We start from the raw sequence: 13,402 nt of genomic DNA, 5'->3' as shown, positions 1-13,402 counted from the left end.
GGAGCGGCTGGGCGTCCCCGTCCCTTCCGGGACGGACCTGGTGGACGAACTGTCCGCGCTCCGGCTGCTGGTGGAGCTGGGAGAGCTGGGCACCCGACTGGTGCTGAGCCCTCACCTCACGGTCGAGGACCGTTCTCGGCGCAGCCGATGTCTGATCGTGCGCGCCGACGGCCGGGGATGGGTGCTCAAGCAGGGCACGACCGCCGACACCGCGGGCGCGGTCCGGCACGAGATCCAAATCTACCGTGCTCTCGCCCGAGGGACGACGCGCCTGCCCGTACCGCGGCTCGTACACGCGGACCCGAGGCGCTCGCTGCTCGTCGTCGCCCACCTCGACGGGCTGCCGCTTCGGGAGGCCGAGCACCGGCTCGGCGGCTCCGACGACACGCACCCGCGTCTCGCCGGCGCCCTGGGAAGCGTACTGGCCAGGACGCACCGCTGGCACGATCCCGCTCTGCTGCCTCCTCAGCCGGCGCCCCCGGTACTCACCGTTTTCCGGCCCGGACTGGACAGCGTGGGCTACCGCAGCAGCGCCTCGCTCGCACTCACCGGCCTGCTGCAAGAACACCCGGCCCTGTGCGACGCGCTCGCGGCGCTGAGCCGCGACTGGCGACCCAGCGCACTGACGCACAACGATCTGCGCAGTGACAACCTCGTCGTCGACCCGGACGACGGCACGGTCCATCTGATCGACTGGGAGCTGGGCGGTCGGGGAGACCCGTACTGGGACCTCGCGGGCCCCTTGGCGGAACGCCTCTGCTGGTGGCTGACCGACGGCGAGTTGTGGGTACCGGGCGCGGAGGCGGTCACCACGCTGACGCCGGTGCGCCGGTTCACGGCGGCCTACCTCGGGACCTATCGGAGCCATCGGAGGGAGGACATCGACCCGCTGGTGCTTATGCGGTGGTGCGCCGCGCGGCTGGTCCAGGCGGCGTTCGAGACCGTGCAGCAGACCGCCTTCGTCACCGCGGCGGCGCGCCAGCTCCTGCAGTTGGCGGCCAACACCTTCGCCCGGCCGGCCGCCGCCGCCCACTGCCTCCTCGGACTGGCCCCGGAGGGACGATGACGCACTCTGGTCACGTCCGGCAGGTGAGGGCCGCGGCAGGCGCGGTACGTATCGGTGACGACGACCGTGTCACCTGGTGCGGCGCGCCCACGCAGTCGCTGCGCGTGACGCATCCCGCGGTGACCGACGACGCCCTCACGCTGCACCTGTCCCAGCTGCTGTACCAGGCGTTCTATGTGTTCGGCGAGCCGTTGGCCGACCTCGGGGAGGTGGACCGCCCGGCACCCCGCAGCGCCTCCGCCCGCTTCTGTGAACGGCTCGTCCGGGCCAACGCCGGCAAGGGCACCTGGCGTTGGAAGGCACCTCTGCTGCGGCGGGAGGCGGACGGGGACGGCGTCGTGCGATGCGCCGGGGTGGACTTCCTGGTGCCCGGCACGATCGCCGAAACGGCCGGGGACGACGGCCGCCTGGAACTGGACATGCCCGGGGTCCTGCTGACCTCCCCGGGCTACCTGCTGTTCCTGGGCGACTCCGGACCGCGCCCGCGGCACGCCGAACGCGTCCTGCGCTTCTACTGGAACGTCACCGCCGAAGGCGCGCCCGAGCTGGTGGCGGCCCTCACCGAAACCCTCAACACGGCGGCGGTCCCGTTCGAGTTCAAGGTCCGGCACACCGACCAGCCCTGGCCCCGGCGGGCCGACCCGGCCGTGCTGTACCTGAGTGCCCCGCACGCCGAAGCCGCGTGGCCGCTGCTGGAGGACGTCCGTGAGCGGGTCGGGCCGTGGCTGCGCCCAGCCGCACCCGCGCTGACACTGCGGCTGGGCCGGGGGCTGGCCGTGGCCGAGGACCCCGGTCACGACACCAGCTTCGGCATGCACCGTTCGCGCCTCGTCGCCCGCGGCCTGGTCGCCGCCCACCGCGCGGGACACGACGAGCTGCCCCGCCGTGTCGGCGCCGTGTCCGACGCGTTCGAGGAGGCCGGCCTGTCCCTGCACGCCCCCTACCTCAACCCGGACAGCCCGGGGCTGGACTTCCTCCGCCGCTCCCGCGCCACGGGGCCGCGGCCTCCTCGTACCCCGACCCGTCTACCGCCCACCCCCGGGGAGACACGGCCCCACAGCGCTCTCCCCCACCCCCGGCCCTCTCTCGGCGGGGGCCACGGGGAGCGGCGCGGCGGCACTCCCGACTGGCTCGCGGAGGCGGACGCCCTGGGCGAGCGGATCACCCGACAGGCCCTGTGGCACCACGGCCACTGCACCTGGCTGGGGGCACCGGCCACCGGCTCCGCCCGCATGTGGAAGCCGGCCGGCCCGGAGCTGTACGACGGGCTGTCCGGGATCGGGCTGCTGCTGGCCGCGCTGTCGCGGCGGACCGGCTCCGCGGCGCACCGCCGCCACGCCTACGGCGCCCTGCGCGCGGCACTGGGCCAGGCGGGTGCCGCACCCGAGACGCCCGGACTGTACGCGGGTACCGCCGGTGTCGGATGGGGCGTCGCCCTGGCCGCCCGGGAGCTGGCCGACGACACGCTGTTCACGGCCGGCGCGGACCTCACACGGCGTTCGGCCACCTGCTTCCTCGGCGGCGCGCGGGAGGTCCGTTGCGAGTTGCTCTACGGCACGGCGGGCACGGTCCTCGCGCTCCTCGGCACCCACCGGCTCGGCGCGCCGGGAGCGGCGGAGGTGGCTGTGGAGCTGGGGCACCACATGGTGCGGGCGGCATCCCGGGACGGTGCGGGACTCCGGTGGGACGACCCGGACGGCGGGCGCCCCGCCCCGGTCGGACTGGCGCACGGCGCTTCCGGCGTCGCCCTGGCTCTGGCCGAACTGACCGAGGTCACCGGCGACCCCGCGTGGTGCGAGGCCGCCGAGGCCGCCTGCGCCTACGAGCGCCGCTGGTTCGACCCCAGGAAGCGGAACTGGGCGGATCTGCGCGACGCCGGAGACGGGCTCGCGAGCGCACGCCGGGACCGCTACCAGTGGTGTTACGGGGCACCCGGTATCGCCCTGGCCCGGTCCCGGGTCGCCCGGGTGAGCACGGACCCCGCCCTCGTGGAGGAGACGGCCGTCGCGGTGCAGGCCACCCACCGGGCCGCCGCCGCGTTCCCGCGCCATGGTCACGACGTGTCCCTGTGCCACGGCGCCGCGGGGCTCGCCGACCTGCTCACCCTGCTCCCCCCGACACATGCCCCGGCGCGACGCGCCGTCAGGGACCGCCTGCTGACCACCGCGCTCTGCGCCTACCGCGACCCCGGCCCCTGGCCGTCCGGGTGCGGGCTGCTGACCGGAGCGGGCGGCGTCGCCCACGCCAGTCTGCGCGCTGCCCATCCCGACGTCGTCTCCGTCCTGCTGCCCATTCCCCTGTGAAGGGCCCGGTCGATACGGGCCCAGGGCAGGGCCCTGCACGGACATCGCCGGTATGCGGTGTTCCGACACCACCGGAGGCGGTGGGCCTTTCCTTACCGCCCCGAAATCGGCGCGCATTCACCTCGGCGCATCGCAGGATATCCCCTCACCACCTTTTCGAACGCATTTTCAGTTTCCTTGTCCAGCTCCATGGAGGTCGCCGCGCCGGTTCGTTTCCTCCGTGCACCCCGGGCCGATCTCCGCGGGCGGACAGGTAAAGAAAGAAAGTGCCGGGAGCGCGAAATGGACACCACCATGCTTCCGCGCGCTGCCCGACAATTCGTTAACGCGCCTGCGGCGACGGGGAGACAGCGTTCAGGAACGCTGAGCGTCGGGCGTCTTCCGTGGGCGTCCGCTGAAACAGAAAGGAGGTGAAATCCGTGAAGAAGACCTATGAGCCCCCGACTCTGATCGAGCGCGGCGCCTTCGCGACCGCGACGGCCGGATTCGGCCGGTTCTTCGCCGACCAGCTGGTCGGCCGATTCATCCCGTAAGGCGCAACATGATCGAGAAAGGCACCCGGCATCGTCATGGAACACTTTGTGGTGGCACCTGATCACGAAGCTGCCTCTGCGGTCGGGTGCCTTTCCTGGAAAGCGACCCACACCATCGACCACCCCTCCGGCAGACCATGGGTCCTGGCCCGCCTCGTGTCCTCGTCCCTGGTCCGGATCCGGGCCGACGGGAACACCGTCGTCCTGATCGGTCCCGCCGATCCCACCACGCCGGCCCTCACGCGCGCGATCGCGGCCTGCCGCACGGCCGCGGACCTCGACCAGGTGGTCACGGCGCTGCCCGGTCTCTTCCACGTGGTAGCCGCCATCGGCAGTGACGGGATACGCGTCCAGGGAACCGCCTCGGGGACCAAGCAGGTCTTCTACACGCGCTGCCGCGGCGCCTGGTGGGCGGCCGACCGCGCCAGGACCCTGGCCGGGTTGGCGAACGCCTCACTCGACACCACCGCCCTCGCCCTGCGTCTGCTGGAACCCGTGCCCCACCCCCTGGCCGAACGACCCCTGTGGACGGGTGTCCACCCCGTTCCCCCCGGTACCTGGCTCCACCTCGGCCGCGCGGAACCCCGGGTACACCCTTGGTGGCGGCCACCTCAGCCGCAGACTCCGCTCGCGGCCGGCGCCCGGGAGGTGCGAGAGGCCCTGCGGTCCTCGGTGCGGCACCACGTCCGTGACCGCACACGGGTGAGCAGCGAACTGTCGGGGGGTTTCGACTCCACCGCGCTGATGTTCCTGGCGGCGCGGGAAGGGCCGGTGGTCGCGGTGACCGCAGCGAGCCGCGACCCCTTGGACGACGACACGGAATGGGCCCTGCTGGCCGCGCGGCACTGCGGGCGGGTCGATCACCGCGTCGTCCCGGCACACGACGTGCCGCTGGTGTACGCGGACCTCCGTCGGGCGGTCGAGCCGCTGGACGAGCCTTCCATCGCCGTCGCCAGCCGGGCGCGCGTGCTGGCCATGACCGAACCGGGCCGCGCCGAGGGAGCGGACGTCCACCTGACCGGGCACGGAGGTGACCACCTCTTCGTCGGCCTGGCGACCTTGTGCGCGGATCTGCTGCCCCGTCACCCCTGGCTGGCCGCCCGGCGGATCAGGGCCTACCGCGGCATGTTCCGGTGGCCGCGAACCGAGATCGCGCGCCAGCTCCTCCTGCGGGTTCCGTATCGCAGATGGCTGGCCTCCCACGGCGTCTCCGGGACGGGAGCCGACCCCCGCCATCCGATCCTGACCTGGGGGCTGGGAGCGACGATCCCGCCCTGGACCACGGCCCACGGCGCCGGCCTCATCCGTGACGCGATCCGCCAGGAGGCCCGTACGGCCCGCGCACTGGCGCCCGGGCCGGGCCGCCACCTGGAACTCGACGGGCTGCGCGACGGGGCCCGCCTGGTGCGGGCACTGACCGACATCACGGCCTGCGCCGGCCTCCCCCTCTCCGCGCCGTTCTTCGACGACCGGGTGATCGAGGCGGCCCTGCGCGTACGGATACAGGACAAGGTCCAGCCCCACCGCTACAAACCGCTGCTCGCCGAAGCGATGCGTGACGTCGTTCCCGAGGCATTGCTGCGCCGGTCCACGAAGGGCGTGGGGAACTTGGCCCAGGCGCTGGGCCTGCGCACTCATTCGCACACGCTGGTGGGGATGTGGAGCGACTCCCGCCTGGCCGACCTGGGACTGGTCGACGCGGCGCGTCTGAAGTCCTTGTGCCGGGTTCCCGGTTCACCCGAGTTCGATGACGGAGGGCTCCTGACCACGGTCGCCTGCGAAACATGGCTGCGCACCCTGTGAGGGCCCGACACGAAAGGGAGCACGTACTGATGAATCCGCAGCTGTGTGACCACGTCTCGCTGGTGCACACCGAGTACGGTTCCGTCTTGCTCGACGAGAAGTCCGGAATGTACTTCCAGCTCAACGAGACCGCCACGATCGTCGCCGAAGGCCTGGCCGACCGGTCTTCCCTCGAGTCCATCGCACAACGCATCGCACAGGAGTACGACGTGGACGAGGGGCAGGCGAGGGAGGACGTCGCCGTCCTCGTCCGGACACTGCGGGACAGGAATCTGGTGCAGTCGTGAGCGTGAGAATGACCATGCCGGACGGCGCCGCCGGCGGCCCGTGGCAACGGGTGAGGACCAGGGCCGTCGTGCTGGTCGCGCTGGTGCTGGCACGACTCTCGCCCCGCCGGCTGCGCAGCGTGCTGCGCAGGGCGGCGGCCGGGGCCCGGCCCGCGGGATACACGGAGGCGGAATCCCACTACCACGCCGTCGCGGCGGCCAGCCCGCACTGCGCCGGCTGGCAGGGCTGCCTGCCACGGTCCATCGCCGTCTGCCTCCTGTGCCGCACCGAGGGCACCTGGCCCGCCTGGTGCACCGGCGTACGCGTCACCCTTCCCTTCACCGCCCACGCCTGGCTCGAAGCCGACGGACGGATCGTCGCCGAGCCCGGTACCCCCGGCGCGTACCGGGCCCTGATGCGGGTGGAGGCCGGACTTGGCGGCTGACACCCCTCGGCCCGCGGTCGGGCTGCCCGACCTGCTGCGCCTGCTGCGGCCGCACCGCCCCGTGGTCGTCCCCGCGTTGCTCCTGGTCCTGGTGGCGGCCGGGCTGGGCCTGGCCCAGCCGGTCCTCGCCGGCCACATCATCGACCGCGTCCGCACGTCGTCCCCGGTCGCGCCCTACGCGATCGCGCTGGCCGCCCTCTTCGTCGCCCAGACGGCCGTCGACACCGTCGGCCGGTACCTGCTGGAACGCACCAGTGAAAGCGTCGTGCTGCGGCTGCGTACGGCTCTCGTCCACCGGCTGCTGCGCGTGCGGGTCGCGGTCCTGGCCGGCCACCGCACCGGCGACCTCATGTCCCGCGCCGGCAACGACACCGGCGCCCTGCGGGACAGCCTGACCCGCAGCGTGGTCGACGTCAGCGTCGGTGCGCTGACCGTCGTCGGCGCCACGGTGCTGATGCTGATGGTCGACCCCTTGGTCTTCGTGGTGGTGCTCGGCGTGTTCGCCGCCGCCGGGACGGGAGTCGCCCTCGTCCTCAACCGCATCCGCGTGGCGGGGGAGCAGGCCCAGACAGCCGTGGGTGCCTTCAGCGCGGACCTGGAGCGGGGGCTGACGGCCGTCCGCGCGATCCGCGTACACGGGGCGGAAGAGCACGAGACGCGGCTGATCTCCGATTCGGCGCGGGCCGCGTACGAGGCCGGGGTGCGGGGCGCGCGGCTCGCCGCGGCCGCACAGCCGGCGATCCAGCTGGCGGCCTCGGGATCGTTCCTGCTCGTGCTGGTCCTGGGCGGTATGCGGGTCGCGTCGGGCGACCTCGGCATCGGCGACCTCGTCACGGTCCTGCTGTACGCCACATACCTGGTGATGCCGCTGGGCAACCTGCTGGAGGGGCTGACGATGATGAAGCGGGCGACTGGAGCGCTGCAACGGGTGCGCGAGGGCCTGGAGCTCGCCGTGGAACCCGACGAGGAACCCGCACGGCCGCAGCCACTGCCGGGCCCTCGCCCCGGGCAGCCCGTCGTGTCCTTCGCGGACGTCCGCTTCTCCTACCGGCCCGGCCGGCCCGCGCTGCGCGGCGTCTCCTTCGACGTCCCCGCCGGTTCCCGCGTCGCCGTCGTCGGCCCTTCCGGTGCGGGGAAGTCCACCGTCCTGTCTCTCATCTGCCGCTTCCACGAGCCGTCCGGCGGGACCGTCTCCTACCTGGGCCGCCCCTCCTCGGTGCTGACGCGGGCCCAGTGCCGCCGCCTGCTCGGGCTCGTGGAGCAGGACGCGCCCGTCCTGCACGGCACGCTGCGCGACAACCTGGGGCTCGGCAGGACGATCGACGAGGAGGAGATCACCCGCGTGCTGCGCCAGGTGAACCTGGACACACTCGTCGCGTCCCTGCCCCACGGCATCGACACGCCGGTGGGGGAACACGGCGCAACGCTCTCCGGAGGCGAACGGCAGCGCCTGGCCATCGCCCGAGCCCTGCTGACCAGGCCCGCGCTGCTGCTCCTGGACGAACCCACCTCCAGTCTCGACACCGAGAACGAGTCGGCCGTCGTGGACGCCCTGCGCGCACTTCCCCGCACCACCGGCGTGCTCGTCATCGCGCACCGGCTCTCCACGGTCCGTGACGCGGACCGCATCCTGGTGATGGACGACGGCCGCATCGTCGCCTCGGGAACCCACGAGGAACTCGCGCGGACCAGCCCCCGCTACCGGCGGCTCCTCGGCAACCGATTCCAGGACGGCGGGGATCCGCGACGGTCCGAGGAGGGGATCACGTGAGCTTCGAGACCGAGTTCTCCGAGGCGGTCGACGGGCTGGCTCCGGTCGCGCTGCGCACGGCGGCCACCCTTCGCCTGGCCGATCACATCGCGGCCGGCTTCGACACCGTTCCCCGTCTGGCCGACCGGATCGGGGCGGACCGGGACGTGCTGGAGCGTCTGCTGCGCTTCCTCGTCGCCCGGGGAGTGTTCGGTGAATCCGTCCCGGCCACCTACGCCCTCACGCCGCTCTCGGCCCTGCTGCTCGAGGGGCACCCCGCGCGGCTGCGTGCCTGGCTCGACGAACGGGGCGTCGGCGCCCGCATGGACGAGGCGGTCCGCGCGCTCTCCGAGGGAGTACGCACCGGCCGCTGCCCCTACGACCGGCTCCACGGCGGCTCCTTCTACGCCGATCTGGCCGCGCGGTCCTCGGGCCCGTCGTTCGACGATCTCCGCCAGGCCCACGCCGAGGGCTTCGCCGGCGAGATCGCCGACGCCTTCCCCTGGGACCGGGTCGGCCACGTGGTGGACGTCGGCGGCGGAACCGGCGTCCTGCTGGAAACACTCCTGCGCCGCTTCCCCTGCCTGCACGCGACGCTGGTCGATCTGCCGGAGACGGTGGCGGCCGCGACACGGCGCATCACCGGCGCCGGCCTGAACGGTCGCTTCACCCCCTCGCCCGGCAGCTTCTTCGACACTCCTCCGCCGCGCGCCGACGTCCACACGCTCGTCAACGTCCTGCACAACCTGGGCGACGAACAGGCCGTCACGCTGCTGCGCCACTGCGCGCGGGCCGCCGCACCCGACGGCACGGTGATCGTGGGCGAGCGACTCGCCGACGAGGCGGACACCCGCGCCATCACCTCCATGGATCTGCGCATGTTCCTCCTGCTGGGCGGCAAGGAACGCAGCCTCGCCCAGCTGAGGGCGGCAGCGGAGACGGCCGGGCTGGCCTACGACCGGCGTACGGCCCTCCCCTCAGGCCTCCAGCTCATACGCTTCCGCACCGGCGACAGGGGCCCGGCGTGACGTGCTGGCCTCCGCCCTGCCGAAGGGGATTCACCGTGTGGCAGATCTGTCCCGCGCCGGGATGTCCAGCCACTCGGCCGGCGGGTTCGCAGCCCTGAAGACGATGCACGACGACCGCCGGCCACAGGCAGGCGCCAACCTGGACGGCGTGCTCGCGTACGTCCAGGAGGCCGGCGCCCCCGGCCACTGCTCACCCGTGGCGCGGTACGGTCTGGACCGCCCGTTCCCCCTGATGGGCAAGGACGGCAACCACCTTGCCACCGTGCCCTCCTGGGCCGCTCCGGCCCGCCACAGCAGCGCGTGGCTCCGCTGTGTGACGCTGCCGGGCTCCGCGCACGGCACGTACACGGACGCTGAAGCGGTGCTCCCGCACATCGCCCGCGCCCCGGACCTTCCGCGAGACATGGTCACCGCCGGGAGCAGATGGCAGCATCGATGAGAATCACGGACCGGTCCCGGGTATGAGTGTGTTGTGCTGACGGCGTTGGGAGTCACAACGCCGTGGGCCGCACCCTCGCCAGCCAGGCGCCCGAAGTCGCGCGTTGTCCGCTGTGATCTGACCCGAGCTGCTCAGGAGACCCCCGCGATGTCCCTCGACAAGGACGTACGTCTGCTCATGGACCGCGCGGCCATCAGCGACCTGCTGTTCACCTTTGCCCGGTGCCTGGACGAGAAGGACTTCGAAGGCTATGCGGCTCTTTTCGCCGAGGACGGAATCCTTGTGCTGCCCCGCGCCACGCACCGGGGCCGTGCGGGGCTCGCCGCGTTCGTGAGGCGAGATCTGGGCCGTTACCACGGTACGCATCACCTCAGCGCGAACCATCAGATCACCGTCCGGGCCGAGGAGGCGGTATCACGCTCCTACCTTCAGGCGGTTCACGTGCCCGACGGGTCTGACCTCGCCCACTGGTGGTCGGTCGGCGGCTGGTACGACAACACCTACCGCCGGGAGGGCGGGGACTGGCGCTTCACCTGCGTCCGGGTGAGCCCGGTGTGGCGGGGTGGCACCGCCTCCCCTGCTCCCCCGCCGCGCGCGCCCCTCGACCCGGGCGAGGCCAGGCCGACGGAGCCGGGCCGGGAGCCCTGAGGACACGCCGGTCGAGTCGCCCCCGTTGGTGCGACAGCGCCGTCGCCCCAGGCCTCGCGGACGCCGGGACGACCGGCAGCGACCTGACCGAGCGGGCGGGCGCCGGCCTCCGGAGCCGCGATCCACGTCACGGTGATCGTCCCCGTGAGCCGTCGACTCACCCGAGATGGCACCCCGAACCGGCGCGACACCCGAACCTCGGACCGGACAACCCTGGTGGGACAGAGCGCCTTTTCCATGCCTGTTTCTGACCGCCTTGCCGAGAGGGTGCGGAGGGCGCCCCGGCAAGTTCACCGGTCTGACCCGGCGACGGCACGGGTGCGGCGACGGTAGTAGGCGATCGCGAGCGCGATGGTGATGGGTCCCCATGCGGCGAGCGGGGCAAGGCACGCCGTCGCAAGCGTCTGCCAGACGTCATTGGTGTATTCGACGGTGTCGACGACGCCGTACAGGGTGAGCCTGCGACCGTCACCGATCGGGACGTCGGTGAACAGCAGGGTGAGGATCAGACCGCCGAGGACGGCGGGGGCGAAGGCCGCCATCGGCCGGATGGGTCTGCCGCCGATGACCGGGATCCAGGCGGGCGCCACCTCTCCCCAGCCCCTGACCAGCCCGATGGCCAAGATCGCGATCACTTCCGACAACACGCTGAGCCCGAGGACGTACGGGATGCTCACCCAATAGGGCGGCATACCGAGCTCCTGGATCTGCCCCATCTCGAAGTGCAGGGCGAAGGGAAGCCGCCACAGGCACGACGGCAGCAGGAGCAGGGGAAGCGTGTAGGCCAGGCGCACGGCCCAGCGGGGAACCGGCCGCTCGGTGTCACTGACAGGCGGGGGCGTGTGAAGGATCTTCAGCTTCATGGCTTCATCCTCGTGAAGCAGGCACAACGAGGGATCATCCCCGTGGGCCGAACCGCTCCCCAGCGCGAAGGAGGCCGTACTGAGCAGCGTCACCCACAGGGAGGACACTCGTCGTGCCGGCCTCGAAGAGGGTCCAGATCCGTGGGCGGCCGAGGCGGTGACCCGGCCGGGATGTCCTCGGAGAATCTCGGGCCGGTACGCCGTCCAGTCCGAACCGCGGCCCGTTCCGCCGCTCAGGCGGATCCCTCCGTGCCCCCTGGCCCGTATGCCGGTGGCGTGGCTCGTTTCGCTCGGATGCGCGGCTGCGTCTGCCTTCTTCGGCCGGTCATGGGCGCGCACTCCCAGTGATTCGGCTGTAGATGTGTTTCGTATCCCTTCCGTGTTCTCGGTGATTTCGACACACGACAGGCAGCCATGGCAGTGAAGCGCACGGCGGTGATCGCGGCCCTCGCGAGCACGGCCTTCCTGATGGTGTACGCCAATGCCCCGGACCTCACGCGGGCGCCGGTGTCCGCGAGTGCCGCCGCCACGGTGCGCACCGACAGCGGCCTCGTCCGGGGCCTGCGGACGGCCACCCACACCCTCTTCCGGGGCATCCCCTACGCGGGACCGCCCGAGGGCGCGTACCGCTGGGCCGCACCACGTCCGGTACAGCCCTGGAAGGGCGTACGCGACGCGACGGAGCCCGGCCCGCTGTGCGCACAGGTCGCCTCGCCCTACGCGGGCGCTCCGAGTCCGGAGGAGGACTGCCTGGTCCTGAACGTCACCGTGCCGGCCCCGGCTTCCGCGGAACGGCCCGCCCCCGTCCTGGTGTGGATCCACGGTGACGGCAGTGTGGGCGGGGGGAGCCTCTTCGACGCGCGGCGCCTGGCCGACCGCGGCCTGGTCGTGGTCACGGTCAACTACCGTCTCGGCGTGTTCGGCGGCTTCGGCTATCCAGGGCTCGAGGGGTCGGGGACGTTCGCCCTCCAGGACCAGCAGGCAGCACTGGACTGGGTGCGGCGCAACGTCGGCGCGTTCGGCGGCGACCCCGGCAACGTCACGGTGGCCGGGTCCTCGTTCGGCGCGGCCGCCATCAGCGGGCACCTCACCTCACCGGGGGCCCGGGGACTGTTCCACCGAGCCGTTCTGGCCAGCGGTGAGGGCATGATGGACATGCCCGCCGGCGCGATGGGCGAGGGGATACCGGCGTACCCGTACTACACCTGGCGCACGGAGCAGGAAGTGCGCGACGCCGGAGTCGAGATGACCGCCTCACTGGGCTGCGCCGGGCACGACCCCGAGCGTGCGCTGCGGTGCCTGCGCGCACTGCCGGTGGAGGAACTGCTGGCGGTCCCGGACATCATGAACGCCTTCCAGACGTTCGCCTACGGCAGCGAGGTGCTTCCGGAACTGCCGGAGAAGGTTCTGGCGGAAGGCCGCTTCCCGCGCATCCCGTTGATGTCGGGCGGCACCAGGGACGAACACCGGCTGTTCGTCGGGATGGCACACGACGCGGTCGGTTCCCCCTTCACCGCCGACCAGTACGAGCGAGCGCTCGTCACGGCTTTCGGTCGCCAGGCGGACACGGTGAAGGCGCAGTACCCGGTCGGGGACTTCCCCTCGCCCGCCCTGGCCTGGGCCACCGTGGTGACCGACCGGATGTGGGCCCGGGGCACCTACGCCCAGGCAGTCGCGTTCGGGCGTCACACGCCCACCTACGCCTATGAGTTCGCCGACCGGGACGCCCCCATGTACCTCCCCTTTGCCGGCGATTTCGACTTCGGGGCCTATCACGCGGGTGACACCCCGTACGTCTTCGAGGACCCTGACGCCCAGAAGCACTTCACCCGGGCCCAGGTGCGGTTGTCCGACATCATCACCGACCACTGGGCGCACTTCGCCCGCACCGGCACGCCGAACCGGCCGGGTCTTCCGCGGTGGCCCCGGTTCGATCCGGCCCGAGCCGTACCGCACACCCAGTACCTGGCGCCGGACAGTGTCGGGCCGATCGACTACGCCCTGGAACACCGGCTCGGCTTCTGGCGCCGACTCGCGGAACCGGACGCCTTCCCGCAATCAGTACCCACCGAGGGCAAAGAGCCGATCTCATGAGCGCCCCACTCCCCCGGCAGCGGATCAACGGCATTCACGACTGGGGGTACTGGAGGAAGCCGTCGTAGGCTGCGTCATCGACTTCACATTCCTCCGCGCGGCTCGAAGCCGGCGATGCGGGGTCGCTGCCGTTGCTCCCCGAACGGACGAAGGAGAACCTGCC

12 protein-coding genes are annotated in these 13,402 nt (G+C 72.2%); 11 read left to right on the top strand and 1 reads right to left on the bottom strand.

Features of this window, described 5'->3' with window-relative positions:
• The first annotated feature begins 40 nt into the window (after nt 1-40).
• The 10 genes from ACZ7G3_RS27875 (at nt 41) to ACZ7G3_RS27830 (ending at nt 10,282) form a co-directional block, all read left to right on the top strand.
• Entirely contained in the window at nt 41-1,066 is a 1,026-nt protein-coding gene (locus tag ACZ7G3_RS27875; RefSeq protein ID WP_470928701.1) for a phosphotransferase family protein, read from the top strand.
• The gene (locus ACZ7G3_RS27870; protein WP_470928700.1) at nt 1,063-3,369 is read left to right on the top strand and encodes a lanthionine synthetase LanC family protein; all 2,307 of its coding nucleotides are present in this window, start codon (nt 1,063-1,065) and stop codon (nt 3,367-3,369) included. The genes ACZ7G3_RS27875 and ACZ7G3_RS27870 overlap by 4 nt, the downstream gene beginning before the upstream one ends.
• Nucleotides 3,370-3,788: 419 nt before the next feature.
• Nucleotides 3,789-3,902, top strand: a complete 114-nt coding sequence (locus ACZ7G3_RS27865) for a lasso RiPP family leader peptide-containing protein (protein WP_426601450.1) — start codon at nt 3,789-3,791, stop codon at nt 3,900-3,902.
• Between the two features lie 156 nt (nt 3,903-4,058).
• The gene (locus tag ACZ7G3_RS27860; protein WP_470928699.1) at nt 4,059-5,705 is read left to right on the top strand and encodes an asparagine synthase-related protein; all 1,647 of its coding nucleotides are present in this window, start codon (nt 4,059-4,061) and stop codon (nt 5,703-5,705) included.
• A 29-nt stretch (nt 5,706-5,734) separates the two neighbouring features.
• A complete protein-coding gene (locus tag ACZ7G3_RS27855; protein ID WP_426601448.1) occupies nt 5,735-5,992 on the top strand; it encodes a lasso peptide biosynthesis PqqD family chaperone in 258 nt (85 codons plus the stop codon).
• Nucleotides 5,989-6,417, top strand: a complete 429-nt coding sequence (locus ACZ7G3_RS27850; protein ID WP_426601447.1) for a lasso peptide biosynthesis B2 protein — start codon at nt 5,989-5,991, stop codon at nt 6,415-6,417. Before ACZ7G3_RS27855 ends, ACZ7G3_RS27850 begins: the two co-directional genes overlap by 4 nt.
• Nucleotides 6,407-8,188, top strand: a complete 1,782-nt coding sequence (locus ACZ7G3_RS27845; protein ID WP_470928698.1) for an ABC transporter ATP-binding protein — start codon at nt 6,407-6,409, stop codon at nt 8,186-8,188. Before ACZ7G3_RS27850 ends, ACZ7G3_RS27845 begins: the two co-directional genes overlap by 11 nt.
• A complete protein-coding gene (locus ACZ7G3_RS27840) occupies nt 8,185-9,195 on the top strand; it encodes a methyltransferase (RefSeq protein WP_470928697.1) in 1,011 nt (336 codons plus the stop codon). The genes ACZ7G3_RS27845 and ACZ7G3_RS27840 overlap by 4 nt, the downstream gene beginning before the upstream one ends.
• Nucleotides 9,196-9,232: 37 nt before the next feature.
• Nucleotides 9,233-9,634 (top strand): hypothetical protein, encoded by a 402-nt coding sequence (locus tag ACZ7G3_RS27835; RefSeq protein WP_470928696.1) that lies wholly within the window; start codon nt 9,233-9,235, stop codon nt 9,632-9,634.
• A gap of 147 nt (nt 9,635-9,781) precedes the next feature.
• Nucleotides 9,782-10,282 carry a nuclear transport factor 2 family protein gene (locus tag ACZ7G3_RS27830; protein WP_470928695.1) on the top strand — a complete coding sequence of 167 codons (501 nt, stop codon included), beginning with the start codon at nt 9,782-9,784 and terminating at the stop codon, nt 10,280-10,282.
• 290 nt (nt 10,283-10,572) lie between these two features.
• Here ACZ7G3_RS27830 and ACZ7G3_RS27825 read toward each other — a convergent pair whose 3' ends face one another.
• Nucleotides 10,573-11,238 carry a hypothetical protein gene (locus tag ACZ7G3_RS27825; protein ID WP_470928694.1) on the bottom strand — a complete coding sequence of 222 codons (666 nt, stop codon included), beginning with the start codon at nt 11,236-11,238 and terminating at the stop codon, nt 10,573-10,575.
• Between the two features lie 321 nt (nt 11,239-11,559).
• Between ACZ7G3_RS27825 and ACZ7G3_RS27820 the strand changes: the two genes are divergently transcribed.
• A complete protein-coding gene (locus ACZ7G3_RS27820) occupies nt 11,560-13,239 on the top strand; it encodes a carboxylesterase/lipase family protein (RefSeq protein WP_470928693.1) in 1,680 nt (559 codons plus the stop codon).
• Nucleotides 13,240-13,402: the final 163 nt, after the last annotated feature.

The organism is Streptomyces sp. NPDC037271 (assembly GCF_055603605.1).
This window is presented reverse-complemented; position numbering and strand designations above follow the sequence as displayed.

What these genes read in the sequence shown, in the direction of transcription:
- ACZ7G3_RS27870 (WP_470928700.1), top strand. Translation starts at nt 1,063, where the DNA reads ATGACGCACTCTGGTCACGTCCGGCAGGTGAGGGCCGCGGCAGGCGCG.
- ACZ7G3_RS27855 (WP_426601448.1), top strand. Translation starts at nt 5,735, where the DNA reads ATGAATCCGCAGCTGTGTGACCACGTCTCGCTGGTGCACACCGAGTAC.
- ACZ7G3_RS27830 (WP_470928695.1), top strand. Translation starts at nt 9,782, where the DNA reads ATGTCCCTCGACAAGGACGTACGTCTGCTCATGGACCGCGCGGCCATC.
- ACZ7G3_RS27820 (WP_470928693.1), top strand. Translation starts at nt 11,560, where the DNA reads ATGGCAGTGAAGCGCACGGCGGTGATCGCGGCCCTCGCGAGCACGGCC.